A 15,548-nucleotide genomic window follows, 5' to 3' on the forward strand; every position below is an offset into this window, starting at 1 on the left:
TTTTAATCCTTCTTTTCCTTTGCTGCTGCCAGATTATTTTTAATCTGTTCTAAGCCGGCATGAACTTTCGTAATCATTTGTTGAGCGATTTCCATCGGCGCGTTATTCAACATTTCAATCGAACCCAACTGATCAATGTGAAACTTCGATGCATTCAAGTCCGAAGCTTCCATGATCAGTTCAATCTGCACCGGAACTTCCGCTGTTAAGCTTTCAAAAAAGTTATCAACTCGGTTAATATTCGCAAACGGAAGATTGATAATTCCACTTTCTAACCGAACTGAAACAGCTTCTTCAAAATCCATGATCGTCAAAATCTGCTGTCCAATTTTTCCCTGAGCAACCGTAGTTTGAAAATCCGAAAGAAGTTGTTTTAATGCCCCGTCGATATCATTAACAGACGCTTCCATTTCACTGCTGATAAAGTCGCCGTCAACGATGCGGTCAATAAAATCTTGTACCTTAATTTTCATTGTGATGATCCTTTTCTTTATTCTTGTGATTGAATTTTGCTTGTGTTTCAAGATACTTGTAGTGATTCTTCAATTCGACATATGGGTTACCCTTATCACTTCGACTTTGGATCACTAACATTGTTTTGGCTGGAATATTCTTTTCAAGCCATTCAGCATCTGAAGTTGTCAACCAAATTGCCCCGTTGGTTTGAGCAACATATTTATGTTTAAAGCTCTTTCCTAAGCATTTAACGGCTTCCTTATCGACTTTTCCGTTCTTATCAGTTGGAACCGCTTGAAGCATTGATTGGACACCGTATGGATCGCTAGGGTTTGAATATGAGATCCATGCTGCATAACTCCGAGCTGACGGAGCATCATAGTAATTTGTTCCCCGGTCTTTTTTGATCTTAAAAATTCCTAATGGGGTTTTTTGCCGGTTATCCATTGTTTGATAATTCGGGTTTCCATATGCATACATTGTATAGATCGTAAACGGTCCTTGGTGAACATACAGCCGTTGTTTATCAAGTGAAAATGAGAGCCATACCCGATTCAATTTTGAATAGTGCCGGTACTTGGCAATTTCAGGATATGGTAATGTTTCACTCGGTTTGTTCCATTCAATCGGTTTGCGCAAATGTTCCCGTTGCTTTTTCATCATCCGGGCATTAATTTTAGCATCCCGATCATCGCGTTTCTTTTCCTTTGCTAATTTAACTGCTCGAATTTCCTCTTCATGCTTAATATAAATGTATGAACCGACTGTTCCTGCAACCAAGATAATTGCAACCAACCAGGCCAGCCAACTACTTTTTTTCTTTTCCATTTTTCTGCCTCTCGCTTAGTTCTTTCTTTTTATAAATATACGTAAAAGCGCTTAAAAATTCAAATTTTATTTAGTTTTCCGCAAGGTTTCGACGTCAATAATCCGGTCGACCCATCCACGATAAAATGACGCTTCGTGAGTTACCAGGATCACATTGCCCGGATAACCAATCAGGGCTTGCCGCAATGCGTCCTTCGTTTCATCATCTAAATGGTTTGTTGGTTCATCAAGAATCAAGAAATTTGTTGGATAAAGTTCCAAAATACATAATTTGACCTTCGTCTGTTCTCCACCACTAAGCAAATTCAACGGTTGCATTGCATTTGCAGCACCAATTCCAGCCCGCGCAAGCTTTTGGCGAATGGTCTTAGGTTCTAGCAACGGATCAATATTTTGAATCGTTTGAAGCGGGGTTTGAGTGACGTCATCCCATACTAAATCCTGATTAAAATATCCAATTTTAACTGCGTCGCCGAAATTTGCAGTCCCTTCAAACACTGGGATTTTACCCAGGATCGACTTGATCAAAGTTGATTTACCAATTCCATTAAATCCCTTCAAAACGATTTTTTCACCATGCGTCATTGAAAACGTAACCGGTGCTAACAACGGTTTGTCATAACCGACAACGAGATTTTTTACCGTTAAGGTATTTGCCGATAAAATTTCTTCATTTGGAAAATTAAAATGGGCTCGCAAATTCTCACTTGGTGGGACAATCCGTTTCATCTTTGCTAACCGTTTCTCACGGGATTTCGCCATTGACGCCCGGGTTCCCGCCTTATTCTTTCGAATATAAGCTTCGTCTTTTTCAATTTGGCGTTGTTGCTTTTCAAACGCCTTTCGCTGAACTTCTTTTTTAATTTCTTTTTGCTTGATTGCCGCTTTAAAACTTCCGGTATACTTCGTGATTTTTCCCCATGCAACATCAATAATTGCATTGGTGACCCGTTCTAAGAAATCATAATCATGGGAAATTACCATAAACGCTCCTTGAAAATCATTCAAGAAGCCAATCAGCCATTCAATATGTTCAGTATCAAGGTAATTGGTCGGCTCATCCAGCAAAAGCACATCCGGATTTTCCAACAGTAACTTTGCCAAAATAATTTTAGATCGTTGTCCGCCTGAACAATCACTTACCCGGCGATCCTTTCCAAACACGTCGATTCCTAATCCTTGCATTACCTGATCGATTCGGGAATCAATTCCATAAAAGTCATGTGCTTCAAGCACTTGCTGATCCCGTCCTGCCCGTTCTAACAAGCGTTCATCCATTGTTTCAGCATACTCAGCGTAATCTTGTTGAATTTGTTTTTCAATTTCATAAAGGTCTTTAAAAGCACTTTTCAAAAAAGAAATAATCGTTAAATCATGTGCCGATTCAGCGTACTGATCCAAGTAACCAATCTTAATTCCTTTTTGCCATCTAATTTGACCTTCGTCAGGAAAAAGCTGTTTTGTAATCAATTTGATCAACGTTGATTTACCGGCTCCATTTTGACCGATCACGCCTAAATGATCTTCTTTATTCAAACTGAATTCAGCATCCGTATATAATTGCTTTTCAGCAAAACTCATCGAAAGGTGGCTAACTTCTAAAATTCCCATTTTTCAACTTCATATCACTTTAGATAAAAAAACACCACATGTTCCGCCTACGCGATCCATGTGGAGCTTCTGCGTATTCAATTAATTGAAACTCGGATCTGCTGCAAAACTCCTCGAGAAAGTTTCACATCAGTTGAGCCCCACGTGCATCATGCCCGTAAGCTCAATTATTTGTTTGCTTTGTCAGCTTCATCGCGTTCCTTTAAAAAGTCTAAAACTGCTTCGTGTTGTTTACGACGCTTTTTAATGTTTTTGTGGTTTACAGGACGACGATCGTTAGCTGTACCAATATGTGTGTTTTGTGACATGAAGTTACCCTCCTTTCTGACATTAACAACCACTTATTTTATCGAAAATTATCAAAAAATTCAAGTTTACTTTGAAGATGGTCCGCGACGTTTTCGAAGTTGATGAACAATTAAGGTAATGACCACTGCAATCAAGACAATCATTCCAAAAATCGCTGCTGGAATTTCAATATCGATGGCCGGAATCGAAATAAACAGTTTAATTGCAATCAAAGCGATCAACGCATATGCCATGACCTCAAGTTCCGGAATTTTCTTCATTAGTTGCATAATTACTTCAGCAATTCCCCGCATACATAAAATTCCAATCATTCCCCCAATTAGAACAATCACCGGATTCGGTGAAATTGCCAATGAGGCTAAAATGGAATCGATTGAAAAAACAATATCCATTAATTCAATTGATACAACGACTGACCAGAAAAGCGGTAATAGCCGTTTTCGTTTCTTTGAACGATGTTGATCAGAATGCGGGTGCGCCATCTTCCAAAAATGATTGATCGCCAAGTAAAGCAAATATCCAGCCCCAATCACTTTAATCCACCAGAACTTGATCAAAAAGGTTCCAACGCCAATTAAGAGAAAACGGAAAAGATACGCTCCCCATAAGCCATAAAACAGTGATTTTTCCTGTTCTCTTTTTGTTGGAAGTTTCTGAGTTTGCGCTGCAAGGACGATCGCATTATCGACTGACAGTAGACATTCAATCAAAACAAGTGAAAAGATGATTAACCAGTCGCTTCCTGATTCAATAACGGTTTTCCAATTATTTAAATCAAAGAACGGACCATATAAAGTTTGTAAAAAATGTATCAATTAAAATCTCCTTTAATTATCGTTGTATAAGGAAAATATCATATTTCAGTTTTAATTTCAAAGGCTGGTAAATAATTCTTAAAGGAAGCTTAACCTTACTAATCGTCTAATGGCAATGTCAATTCATCCATTTGCGTTTGAGGTGCCTGTTGTTCAACCTTACCATGCAAAAAGCCCTTGATCATTCCGTAAATTGCTGTCTTTTCATTCGCCGATAATTGATGCCCATTAAAGTTTAACTGGGCATTGGATGTAAATAAATCATCAAGTTCAATTTCGGTATATTGCCGTCCTGCAAGAAAATCAAGGGACACATTGAAGTAATCTGCTAATTTCATCATTTCAATATATGACGGGGTATTCACGCCGCGTTCCCAACTTCCAATTTGAGGGCCAGTATTTGCCCGCTCACGCGGATAATCCGCCAACGATTGATTTAACGCTGTTGCTAGCTCTGGTAAGGACAGCCCTTTGCCCTGCCGAAGAGCTCGTAATCTTTCAGGAAACATTTTATCACCTCATAAAATAAAACCTTCGAATCAAAAAGAGGTCGTCCCGTTTCCGGCACAACCTCCTTCCATTAAAAACTTTGCTTTCCGACTACTGCAAGCCGCCGCCCATCATCATCATGAAGACTTGAACTCCAAATGAAATTACTTTCATAATGATTTCTGATGACAGTAAGTAGAAAATAAAGAATCCTAATCCGATTACTAAGGCAGTTACGATTCCGGCATAGACCCGGTCAAGGCCTTCTTCATTTGAGCGGCTAATAACAGCAACTAACACTGCAATTCCAAAAATCGCTAATGCAAAAAGGGTTAATAATGAAATTGCCCGACCGGCAACTCCGAAAAGCCCAAGAACCAAAATTACAAGCGTTAAAATCACGTTGATTCCACTGTAATGGGTGATTCGGTTAGTATATGCCCAAAAGTTTTCTTTCTTGCCTGAAACCAAATAACGGCTTACTAAATATGTTCCACCGATAATAATTGCGGCTGCAATCAAACTGAAAATGAAAAGTTTCAAGTAAACTAATAATTCAGCAATGTTTGACTTGCCACCATTTAAAACGTAAAAGATATTGTTAATATTCGTACCGAAAAATGAATTCTTAACTAATACGTGGAAAAAGCGGTATAATGCACCGAAGAAGACAAGTAATTCAGCAACAATAGTAACAATCCCATACCATTTTGCACCTTTAACTTCTTCTCCAGGATGTGTCCATGAACTTAAGATCCACTTAAAGTAGTTTAACTTCTTTCCCATTGTAGGTGCACTTGCTATATTTGAAGAACTATTCTTAATCTTTTCATCGCCGTGAGGATAAAAAGTAACGGTTTCTAATTTTGAATCGTCTTTTGACATTTGATCTACTCACTTTCTCTTTATAAAATACAGTTTTATTGTAAACTAATTGATTTCTTTTTTAAAGAATAGGGTATTTATTTTCATTAAAAGAATTTATAATTATTTGTGAAAAAGATGGAGGAGTTTGCGATGAAATTCAAAAAATCATTTCAATCTGTTATTTACTTTATTCTTGGACTCCTTGCGTGTTGCTTGACGATAAATTCCGTCCACGCTGACCAACTATCAAAACGAATTAATCATATGAGTCTGCAAGATAAAATTGCGCAGATGTACTTTGTTCCAAGCGATGGCAATCAAAACGACGTTCTCAATGCCATTCAGCAATATCATGTTGGTGGAGTTGTCCTATTCGGGACTGATTTTCAATCTCAAACCTCTGACCAGTTCAAAGCTAAACTTGCCGAATGGCAAAAAGCAAGTCAGATTCCGCTTTTTATCGGAACTGATCAGGAAGGTGGGACCGTTTCACGCCTAAGTGATAATCCCCAATTAACAAATAACCGGCAATTTCCTTCACCGCAAGCACTAAATAATAATATGCAAACTGAAGTAAATGAGGCCCGAAATGTTGCTGGAATTCTTCATAATTTAGGAATCAATTGGAACTTCGCTCCCGTTGCCGATGTTTCGAGTAATCCACAAAGTTTCATCTATCCCCGGACATTCGGAAAAAACTATCAGCAAACAGCAACATATATTTCAAAGGTTGTTCCGGTAATTCAAAGCCAAAAAGTAGTTGCAACCCTCAAACATTTCCCAGGTTATGGAACTGCAGGTGATACCCATACGGGATTTGCTTCAACCAACAAATCGCTTACTGATTTTCAACGCCAAGACTTTCTTCCGTTTATTGCTGGAATTAAAAGTCATGCTGATGCAGTGCTCGCTTCACATATTGTGATCAATCAGGTTGATAATCGTTTCCCGGCCTCATTATCACCGCAAGTTCATAAAATTTTAAGGGAACAATTACACTTTAAAGGCATTATTATCACCGACGATCTTGGAATGGGTGCAATTAGTCAATTTGCCCAGGAAAACCACGTTAACGCAGATGTTTTAGCTGTTGAAGCCGGAAATGATATGCTTCTGAGTAAAAACTATCAAACCGGAATTTCGGCAATTGAAGAAGCCGTTAAGAACCATCAAATTTCAGAAAAACAGATCAACCAGTCTGTATATCGGATTTTAAAGCTCAAGGAAAAAATTGGATTAATAAAATAAGGCTGTGACATAAGTCACAACCTTATTTTTTATTTATATTCATCTGGTTCTGGTTCTTCTGCAAGCGTAATAACGCCAATTGCATTTAACCCTGTATGAGTCATAATGATTGGGCTCGTTAATCGGGCAATATAAGCCGCATCAGCACTGTTTTCTGGAAGAACAGTATCCTTCACCTTTTCCAAATATTCATCGCTACAGTCAACATTTGAAAGTGATAATTCTTGAATGGGATTATCTTGATGCCGTTCTTTTAGTTCTGCACAATATTTAAAGAACGTCTTCCGGCTGCGGCCCTTCTTCACAACATCCAAACTATTTTCCCGTAAACGGACAATAACCTTCAAATTAATCAATTTTGTCAACATGCTTGCCATTTTTCCGAGTCGACCGCCTGATAAGATATTATCTAAATTATCAACTAAAACATCGATTGTAGTTCGTGCAAGGATCTCTTTACAATGTGCTTGAATTTCCTCAATCGTCTTGCCAGCAGCTGCATCCTTCGCCGCTGCTAAAACTTGAAACGCTTCACCGCGATCAGTGGACTTACTATTGATCACGGTTACATCCGTTGACGACATTTCAGCTGCTGAAACCGCAGTTTGATACGTTCCACTTAAAACATCAGAAAGCAAAATGGCAACGACCTGACTCCCATCTTCACCCAAACGATCAAACACATCGACAAACGAACCGACTGCTGGTTGGCTCGTCTTGGGTTTATTTCCCTTTTTCAATTCTTCAACAAGTTCTTCACGGGTAATTGTTTCACCATCAACAAAAGTTTGACCGTTGATTTCAATTGTCAATGGAACAATTGTAATGTTATTTTCTTTAATTTCTGCTGGGGTTAACTGAACTGATGAGTCAGTTACAATCTTAATATTTGCCATTTTAAATTCTCCTTAAGCAGTTTTCTATTCTGATTATATATTAAATATTTTCAAAATCAATATAATATAGACTTAAAGTCTAGATAGTTTAGCTACCAAACATCTCGGATCATTTTTATTATAGTCGATTACTCCCGATTTTAATAGCCAAATTCAACATTAATTCCAATAAAAAACGAGGTTGCGACTTAAGTCGCAACCTCGTTGCTATATCTGCATAATCAGGTTCCAAAACAGACGAGCTACTTGGAAGTTCGAAAGCCTCCGAATCTTTGCTGTGCGATTTCTTCGCCTTTAAATCATTATTTTATTTTGCAACAACTTTAATGAAATCATCACCGTGGTGAATTTCGTCAACTTTCTTATGACCAACTTCAGCATAGTTAGCGGTGTTCGTGATAATCGTCATTACAGTTGGATCATATCCTGCCTTTTGAACAGCATCGATGTCAACCGTTCCTAACTTATCGCCCTTCTTAACTGTTTGGCCTTGCTTTACAAAGCTTTCGAAGTGTTCACCTTTTAAGTTGACCGTATCAATTCCGACGTGAATCAGAACTTCTGCACCCTTATCAGATGTAATTCCATAAGCATGCTTTGTTTCATAAGCAACTGAAATCTTACCATCAACTGGAGCATAAATTGTCCCATCAGTTGGAATAATGGCAGCGCCATCACCCATCATCTTGGTTGAGAAGACTTCATCGTTTGTCTCTGATAAATCTTCAACTTTTCCGTTAACTGGAGCAGCAATAACTTCATTGTTTAATGAAACTTCTTGCATTTGCTCAGGTTCAACATGATCTTCCTTAGCTTCAATTGCTTCAGCTTCTGAAGTTGCAACCGGAACAGGATTTACAAGCTGATTGTGAGACTTTCCGTAAAGGAAGGTAACTGCGAAGGCAATTGCAAAACTAATTAATTCACAAATTACATAAATGATGATTGACTTTGTGTTAACTGATAAGAATCCTAAGAATCCAGCAGATCCAAGGGCAACAGCTCCAACCTTAAAGATTCCGGCAATAAATGAAGCAATGCATGAACCAACTAAGGCACAGAAGAATGGGAACTTGAATTTCAAGTTAACCCCAAAGATTGCAGGTTCAGTAATCCCAAGTAATGCTGAAACACCGGCTGATGAAGCTAAACCTTTGGTCTTCTTGTCCTTCGTTAATGTCATCAAGGCAAAAGTTGCAGCTCCTTGTGCGACGTTAGCCATTGAAGCAACGATGAAGATAAAGTCTCCAACACCTTGATGGTGAGCAGTAAAGGCTGAAATTAACTGAACTTCAACAGCTGGGAAACTTTGGTGCAAACCAGTTAAAACAATTGGTGAGTAAACTGCACCGAAAATTCCCATTCCGAATGCACCGGTCGTGTTGTACAACCAAACAATTCCATCAGTGATCAAGTTTGAAACTTCACGCATTACCGGACCAACAACTGTAAATGTTAAGAATCCAGTAATAATAACTGAAAGCAATGGAGTAAATGTAAAGTCAACTGCTGATGGTAAGTGTTTGTGGAAGAACTTTTCTAAAATCGAAAGAATCCAAACCGCTACTAATACCGGAATAACTTGGTATGTATATGGCGTTTGTGAAACATGCATTCCAAAAAGATTCCAGAAATGACCTGTAACCAAGCTAGGTGAGGTCATCATCATTCCAATCACGCCGCCAAGGAATGGATTGGCCCCAAACCGTTTAGCAGCTGAGAAACCAACCATGATCGGTAAGAAGATGAATGGTGCTGAAGCCATTACTTGAATCATTTGCGATACCGCTTTAAGTTGCGGAACCATTTGAATAACGGCTTCTGGACCAAACAAACCTTTTGATGTAATGAAGTTATTCAAAGCCATCAAAAGACCACCGGCAACTAAAGCCGGAATCAATGGAACGAAGATGTCAGACAAAAGTTTAACGAATGCCATGATCGGATTTGGTTTCTTTCCGTTTTGGGCAATGTCCTTCAAGTCTTCGGTTGAGGCTTCCTTAACGCCTGTTTCCTTTACAAAGTAATCATAAACATTGTTAACATCTCCAGGGCCGATAATAATTTGATATTGGCCGTTTTGCTTGAATGTTCCTTTAACATCATCATTATTGTCTAAAGCTGCTTGATCAACCTTAGAATCATCTTTTAAGACTAACCGAAGCCGGGTTGCACAATGAGCTGCGGCAACCACGTTGTCTTTTCCAACAGCTTTAACAACTTCAGATGCGACTTTCTTGTGATCCATGGTGACTCCTCCTTGATTTTATATTTTTGTGAAAACGCTTTACTTTTCTAAGTACATTTATAATGATAGCGCATTCCGCGAATATGTCAATCGTTTATCACAAAATAAATTAATTATTTTTGAAAACGAAAACAACGTTGATATATCAGCCATTTATTTATGGTGATCGATTGACACCTCTTGCAAATTTATTTATCATAAAAATGAATTTAATAGAAATTAATAAAAAAACATTTTAATGAAAGAGGGCTCATTCATGGAATGGACAACTAAAAAAAGATACTTACCATATAACAAATGGGACGCAGAAACGTTGTTTGACCTGCAAGCTCAAGCTGATCAGTCGCAATTCCAACTCCACTATCATATCCGTCCAAGCTCCGGTTTACTGAACGACCCGAATGGCTTTTCATATTTTAACGGCGCATGGCACGTATTCTATCAACAATATCCATTTGGTCCGGTTCACGGATTAAAGTCATGGCATCACATGAAATCAGCTGATTTAGTCCACTGGGAGGACATGGGATTAACTGTTAAGCCTGATACCCAATTCGACAGTCACGGAGCATATTCAGGTTCCGCAACCGTAATCAACGACAAATTATTCTTAATGTATACCGGTAATGTCCGTGATCAAAATTGGGTCCGGCATTCTTACCAAAACGGGGCCTGGATGGATCAAAACGGGCATATTAAAAAATTAGCCCGGCCGTTAATTGAAGCTCCTAATCATGTTACGGAACATTTCCGCGATCCGCAGATTTTAAAACATGGTGATAAATACTATGCAATTTTAGGGGCTCAAGATAAAGAAACCGAAACTGGGAAAGTCGCCATTTTCAGTTCTTCTGATTTAACTGGCAAATGGAATGATCTTGGATACATCAATTTCACTGATAAGGACATGGGATACATGATCGAATGTCCAAACTTAGTTTTTGTTGACGATCAACCGGTTTTGATTTTCTGTCCTCAAGGTTTAGATAAGAAAATCACTCCTTACGAAAACATTTATCCAAATATGTATGTTGCCGGCAGCAAGTTTAAGTTTGACGCAGGCAAAATGACAACGACTCAGGCTGCACCAATCAATTTGGACGATGGCTTTGACGTTTACGCTACTCAAGCATTCAATGCTCCTGATGGAAAAGTTTATGCAATCAGTTGGGTTGGCCTTCCTGATGTTGAATATCCAACTGACAATGAAAACTGGGCAAACTGTTTAAGTCAAGTTAAGGAACTTTCGCTTAAAAATGGACGGTTGATCCAACGACCAGTTGCTGCAATGGGAACGTTACGGCAAGCCGGTCATCTGATTCGAACCGCAAAAGTCATTGATGGCCGCCAAGTTGTCGAAAGTCATGCTGGCCAACAATACGAATTGAAAATTACCATTGCTCGGAATCAAAATGGGACACTCCACCTTGCAGGAACCCATGCCGTTGATCACAGTTTGCAACTCAATTTTAATACTGGGAAAGATGCTTTCTTTGAAATTGACCGTTCAAAAGCTGGTCAAACGTTCAATAAAAAATACGGTATGACCCGGAAGATTTGCCTTCCTGAAAACCAAGCCCTTGACCTTGATGTTTTCGTTGATCATTCATTAGCCGAAGTCTTCATTAATAATGGCGAACATGTAATGACATTGCGCTACTTTGCCGATCAAAAAAATGATAAAATTGCACTTACAGGAAAGAATTCATTAAACTACTATGGAACTTTCTGGAATTTAGCAGATATGTAATTAAAGAGGGTAACTTATGCGGCCAAAATTAACGGATGTTGCAAAAAAAGCAGGGGTTTCGCCAACCACTGTTTCACGTGTAATCAATAATTATGGATATTTAAGCGAAAAAACCAAAAATAAAGTTTACCAGGCAATCCAAGAATTGAATTATCGCCCAAATTCATTGGCACGTTCCCTTCAAGGAAAGCAAACCAATTTGATTGGCGTAATCGTTCCTGATATTACTAATCCATTTTTTGCCGAGCTTGTTAGTTCAATTGAAAAAGAATTATTTAATAAGGGATATAAAATGATTCTTTGTAACGCGAATTATGACAGCCGCAAAGAACAAGAATATCTTCAAATGCTGATTGCCAACCAAGTTGACGGAATCATTACCGGAACCCATAACTTAGATATTGAAGAATACAATAAAGTCGGCTTGCCAATCGTTTCCTTTGACCGAACCCTATCAGAAAACGTTCCAATTGTAAGCTGTGATAATTATCAAGGAGGCTGTTTGGCGACTGAGGAACTTTATCAAGCTGGATGTCGACACATCGATTTCTTTGGAAATCCGCAATCAATCGCCAACCCGACTAATCAACGGTTAAAAGCATATGAAGATACGATTCAAAAGTTTGGTTTAAAAGCCCACGTTCACGCTGTTCGTTTTTCAGAATCGCCAACGTTAAAAGCCGTTTCAGTCTGGCAATTGCTTGAACAGCACACTGCCGATGGAATCTTCTGTTCGGATGATTTAACTGCGCTGTTAGTTTTACAAGAAGCTCAAAAGCTCAACATTCATATTCCAACGCAACTGAAAGTTATTGGTTTTGATGGAACAAAATTAAATCAGACCTATCACCCTGAACTTTCAACCATCGTTCAGCCGATTAAAGAAATTGCTGAATTATTAACTGAATTACTGTGTAAACGAATTGAAAATCCTGATTTTAAAATGGAAACCAATCAATTTAAACTACCTGTTAAAATTCTTCGAAGTAAGACAACGGCTCATTAAAATTTAAAAAAGAGGTCAGTGGCATTTTAAGTCACTGACCTCTTTTAATTTACTTTACATTATTAGTTTTCAAATCTTAGTAGATTGTAACCTTATCTGCATTCATATTTTCTTCTGTAAATTGAACGCTCTTCATTTCGAAGTCATCAAAACGGTTATAGTAGTATGTGTTTGTCTTGGTTGAGAAGCAGCCTGTGTAAACAGTATATTCATCTTTACCTTGTTCATTGATGACACTTCCATCAACCATTGCAACGGACTTCAAAATGTTAAAGAACTTAGCAACATTTGCCTTTTCACCGTCAACGGTTGGGTAGTTTGCATTTAAGTAAGCAACCTTTACAAACCGTGAAGCAGGAATGCTGTCGCCTGGCAAACCTAAACTACCTGTTCCGACACCTAATGGACGAATTTCTTGACCGTTCCAGTCATGAGTTGTCGCATCATTTGGTGTTAACCCAGCATAATTGTTAAGATTTGTCATGTGCCATGGGTAATCAGGATTATTTGTCAAAACGCCAACGTGGTTATCATAAACCTTAAGGCCATCCTTTGTTTGTTCAACAACAACTGATTCCTTCTTGTCGCTGATGATCCAGTGTAATGGAGCAACCGGCATTTGCGGTGCAAATGGAGCATCAACTAAGTTCAAGTTTGCTAAGCCCTTCTTAGCTTCTTCAACTGTATCGAATTCTTCCATCAACCATAACATGAATTCATATGGTGCCATGTTTGTCTTACCGTCAACTGGACCTTCTGTAAAATAAGCATAGCGTGGGAAGTTTAATCCGGCAATTCCAAGACCATTTTCGTTGATGCAGTCAAAGTACATTGGGTAATCACCAGCCATGATTCCCATTCCGATAATTGCTTTTGTTGTCTTACCATTTTCTAAAAACTTATATGGTAATTCGTAATTTCTTGGTGTTACGATCACTTTTTCGCCATATGTTGATTCAACATCTAAGTTACGACCAAAATATAAATTGCCTTCTGAATCATTAAAACGTAAACCTGTACACATAATAAAAACCCCTTTCACAACACATTAAATTATAAAATAAAAGAATCTATTTTAAAAATAAGTCGCATGAAACTTTCACATACGACTTATTTTTATATCCTACATTACGTTCTTTTGCATCTTTTTAATTTTAACAACTGATACAATCAAAAGTGCGAAACCAATTACAATGCATGCTAACATAACTTCCCAGGCAATTGTAAAGTTTGTCATTCCTTTGATTATTCCAAATAATGGTGCACCAATCGCAAACCCGATTGCGTATGACAACCCAACTAAACCAAGCATGACTCCTTCTTCTTTTTTACCGAATAAGTCTTTTGCCATGAAGGCTGGTCCTGACATATAACTGAAAACTGCCAAACCGCAGAATACTGCATATAACATTCCGCTTGCTTTTCCTAAGCCACTACCATATGGTTGGAAACTTGCAAGAATCATCATTAAAACAGATAAAGTATACATTGCAGCGGCATATGTCATTGCTTTAGCAGTTCCAAGTTTATCAAAAAGAATTCCACCACTAACATTACCGATTAAGCATCCAACTCCAAAGACCATTCCAACTTCACCAACAGTGCTAAAACTTAATTTAGTATCTAGGAAAGCTGCATAGTCTTCAATTAAAGTAGCTAATCCAATTCCAGCAATTAAAAATCCAATACTAAATACCCAGAACCAAGGCATCTTCATAACTTCTTTAGCTGTCCAGCCTTCAAATTCTTTAGCTCTTGCGGCTTCAGCATTTTTCTTAGCTTCTTCAAGTTCAGCCTTTGTTGCAACAATTTCATTATCTTTCGGTGTCCGAATGAATAAAACAACAATTAAGCCGATAATGAAGAGCATTCCAGCAAAAATAAAGAACGGTGCCATTGATTTCAAGTGACCAGTCTTCGTTCCACCAATCATATATGAAGCTAACAACTTTTGAGTGAATGGTTGCAAGAAAATATTTCCAATTGATCCACCACAAAAGGCAATACCCAAAGCAGTGCCTCGACCCTTTCCTGGGAACCAGTGGTTAATTACCCAAGGAACACCTTGTCCAGAATAAAAGGTTGAACCAATCATACATAAAATTGCTGCCCCGTAAAATTCTGGTAATTTTGAGCTAATTCCAAAAAGAATGAAAGATATTGTTGAAATAATGATCCCAACCATATACATTAATTTGAAATTAAATTTAGCCAACCATTTACCAATAAATGGTGAAGCTACTGATGCAGCAACCGCCCCAAAAGTAAATACCAATGAATATGAAGCTAAATTAAAGTGAAATGTATTAACTAATGGGTGAACAAATAATGGCTGAATGTTTTGAGCAATTCCATAAGGAATAGCCTGCGTAAACATACATAGGAAAATCATGAAATACTTATAAGCGTTACTTACAGGTTTCTTTTCGCTTACTGTATCCATAATGCAAACCCTCTTTCTAAAAATAAAAAAATATAATTGCAATAAAACTTAATGGATATTTATATTTTGTCAAATTTATAATAATTAGGCATATCAAAAATATCCTAAGTCATATTTTAACAAACGCTATTATTGCACAGTTACCTAGTAAGCGTCAAAAAATAAATCTTAGAAGTTTGATAAGTTTTAATTAATTTATATCGGTAATATTAATTTGTGAATACAGGAAGCGATTACATCACGAATTATAACTTTGTAATTAACTCCATAATTTATTATTCACTTAATTATTTTTTATTATTATAAGTTATTAAAATTATAATAATAATTAAATGAGCTAATGGTTAATAATATTAATTATTAGCTATTAAATATAAAGAATCGATTAATTGTTATAAAATAATTTCATTATATTATTTGTATTAATCTGAACATTAATAAATTTTATTTAAATTCATTATCAATATATTTATTTGGAGTAAAAAAATAGACCGCACTTCTGCGGTCCGTTTCCAATCTAATTTCTTAAGCACGGCAACTTCCTACCCTCGCAGGAGGCGTTCCTCCAACTACTATCGGCGT

At 37.6% G+C, this 15,548-nt stretch carries 14 protein-coding genes; 3 read left to right on the forward strand and 11 right to left on the reverse strand.

Going from position 1 to position 15,548, the window contains the following annotated elements; genetic code table 11:
- Positions 1 to 2 precede the first annotated feature (2 nt).
- The 7 genes from FC64_RS02815 to FC64_RS02840 all read right to left on the reverse strand — a co-directional run bounded on the left by FC64_RS02815 (position 3) and on the right by FC64_RS02840 (position 5,393).
- On the reverse strand, positions 3 to 473 hold the full coding sequence (locus tag FC64_RS02815) for a hypothetical protein (protein WP_057906445.1): 471 nt from the start codon (positions 471 to 473) through the stop codon (positions 3 to 5).
- Positions 463 to 1,284 carry a hypothetical protein gene (locus tag FC64_RS02820; protein WP_057906446.1) on the reverse strand — a complete coding sequence of 274 codons (822 nt, stop codon included), beginning with the start codon at positions 1,282 to 1,284 and terminating at the stop codon, positions 463 to 465. The genes FC64_RS02815 and FC64_RS02820 overlap by 11 nt, the downstream gene beginning before the upstream one ends.
- Positions 1,285 to 1,350: 66 nt before the next feature.
- Complete coding sequence (locus tag FC64_RS02825) at positions 1,351 to 2,895, reverse strand: ABC-F family ATP-binding cassette domain-containing protein (RefSeq protein WP_057906447.1); 1,545 nt, start codon at positions 2,893 to 2,895, stop codon at positions 1,351 to 1,353.
- Between the two features lie 167 nt (positions 2,896 to 3,062).
- A complete protein-coding gene (locus FC64_RS07375) occupies positions 3,063 to 3,203 on the reverse strand; it encodes a hypothetical protein (protein ID WP_202987243.1) in 141 nt (46 codons plus the stop codon).
- A 66-nt stretch (positions 3,204 to 3,269) separates the two neighbouring features.
- A complete protein-coding gene (locus tag FC64_RS02830) occupies positions 3,270 to 4,019 on the reverse strand; it encodes a TerC family protein (protein ID WP_057906448.1) in 750 nt (249 codons plus the stop codon).
- Between the two features lie 98 nt (positions 4,020 to 4,117).
- Positions 4,118 to 4,528, reverse strand: coding sequence for a helix-turn-helix domain-containing protein (locus FC64_RS02835; protein ID WP_057906449.1), 411 nt, complete (start codon positions 4,526 to 4,528; stop codon positions 4,118 to 4,120).
- 91 nt (positions 4,529 to 4,619) lie between these two features.
- Entirely contained in the window at positions 4,620 to 5,393 is a 774-nt protein-coding gene (locus FC64_RS02840; RefSeq protein ID WP_057906450.1) for a DUF6574 domain-containing protein, read from the reverse strand.
- A gap of 132 nt (positions 5,394 to 5,525) precedes the next feature.
- Between FC64_RS02840 and FC64_RS02845 the strand changes: the two genes are divergently transcribed.
- Positions 5,526 to 6,623, forward strand: coding sequence for a glycoside hydrolase family 3 protein (locus tag FC64_RS02845; RefSeq protein WP_057906451.1), 1,098 nt, complete (start codon positions 5,526 to 5,528; stop codon positions 6,621 to 6,623).
- Between the two features lie 29 nt (positions 6,624 to 6,652).
- Here the strand turns inward: FC64_RS02845 and FC64_RS02850 are convergent, their stop codons facing one another.
- Both FC64_RS02850 and FC64_RS02855 read right to left on the reverse strand, forming a co-directional pair.
- Positions 6,653 to 7,519, reverse strand: a complete 867-nt coding sequence (locus FC64_RS02850) for a DegV family protein (protein WP_057906452.1) — start codon at positions 7,517 to 7,519, stop codon at positions 6,653 to 6,655.
- Between the two features lie 307 nt (positions 7,520 to 7,826).
- Positions 7,827 to 9,767, reverse strand: a complete 1,941-nt coding sequence (locus tag FC64_RS02855; RefSeq protein WP_057906453.1) for a sucrose-specific PTS transporter subunit IIBC — start codon at positions 9,765 to 9,767, stop codon at positions 7,827 to 7,829.
- 256 nt (positions 9,768 to 10,023) lie between these two features.
- Between FC64_RS02855 and FC64_RS02860 the strand changes: the two genes are divergently transcribed.
- Positions 10,024 to 11,517 carry a sucrose-6-phosphate hydrolase gene (locus FC64_RS02860; RefSeq protein ID WP_057906454.1) on the forward strand — a complete coding sequence of 498 codons (1,494 nt, stop codon included), beginning with the start codon at positions 10,024 to 10,026 and terminating at the stop codon, positions 11,515 to 11,517.
- A gap of 16 nt (positions 11,518 to 11,533) precedes the next feature.
- Positions 11,534 to 12,523 carry a LacI family DNA-binding transcriptional regulator gene (locus FC64_RS02865; protein WP_057906455.1) on the forward strand — a complete coding sequence of 330 codons (990 nt, stop codon included), beginning with the start codon at positions 11,534 to 11,536 and terminating at the stop codon, positions 12,521 to 12,523.
- A 76-nt stretch (positions 12,524 to 12,599) separates the two neighbouring features.
- Here the strand turns inward: FC64_RS02865 and bsh are convergent, their stop codons facing one another.
- The gene (bsh, locus tag FC64_RS02870) at positions 12,600 to 13,547 is read right to left on the reverse strand and encodes a choloylglycine hydrolase (protein ID WP_057906456.1); all 948 of its coding nucleotides are present in this window, start codon (positions 13,545 to 13,547) and stop codon (positions 12,600 to 12,602) included.
- A 99-nt stretch (positions 13,548 to 13,646) separates the two neighbouring features.
- A complete protein-coding gene (locus FC64_RS02875) occupies positions 13,647 to 14,966 on the reverse strand; it encodes a conjugated bile salt MFS transporter (RefSeq protein WP_057906457.1) in 1,320 nt (439 codons plus the stop codon).
- Positions 14,967 to 15,548 lie beyond the last annotated feature (582 nt).

Source organism: Ligilactobacillus araffinosus DSM 20653 (assembly GCF_001435375.1).
Lineage (GTDB): Bacteria > Bacillota > Bacilli > Lactobacillales > Lactobacillaceae > Ligilactobacillus > Ligilactobacillus araffinosus.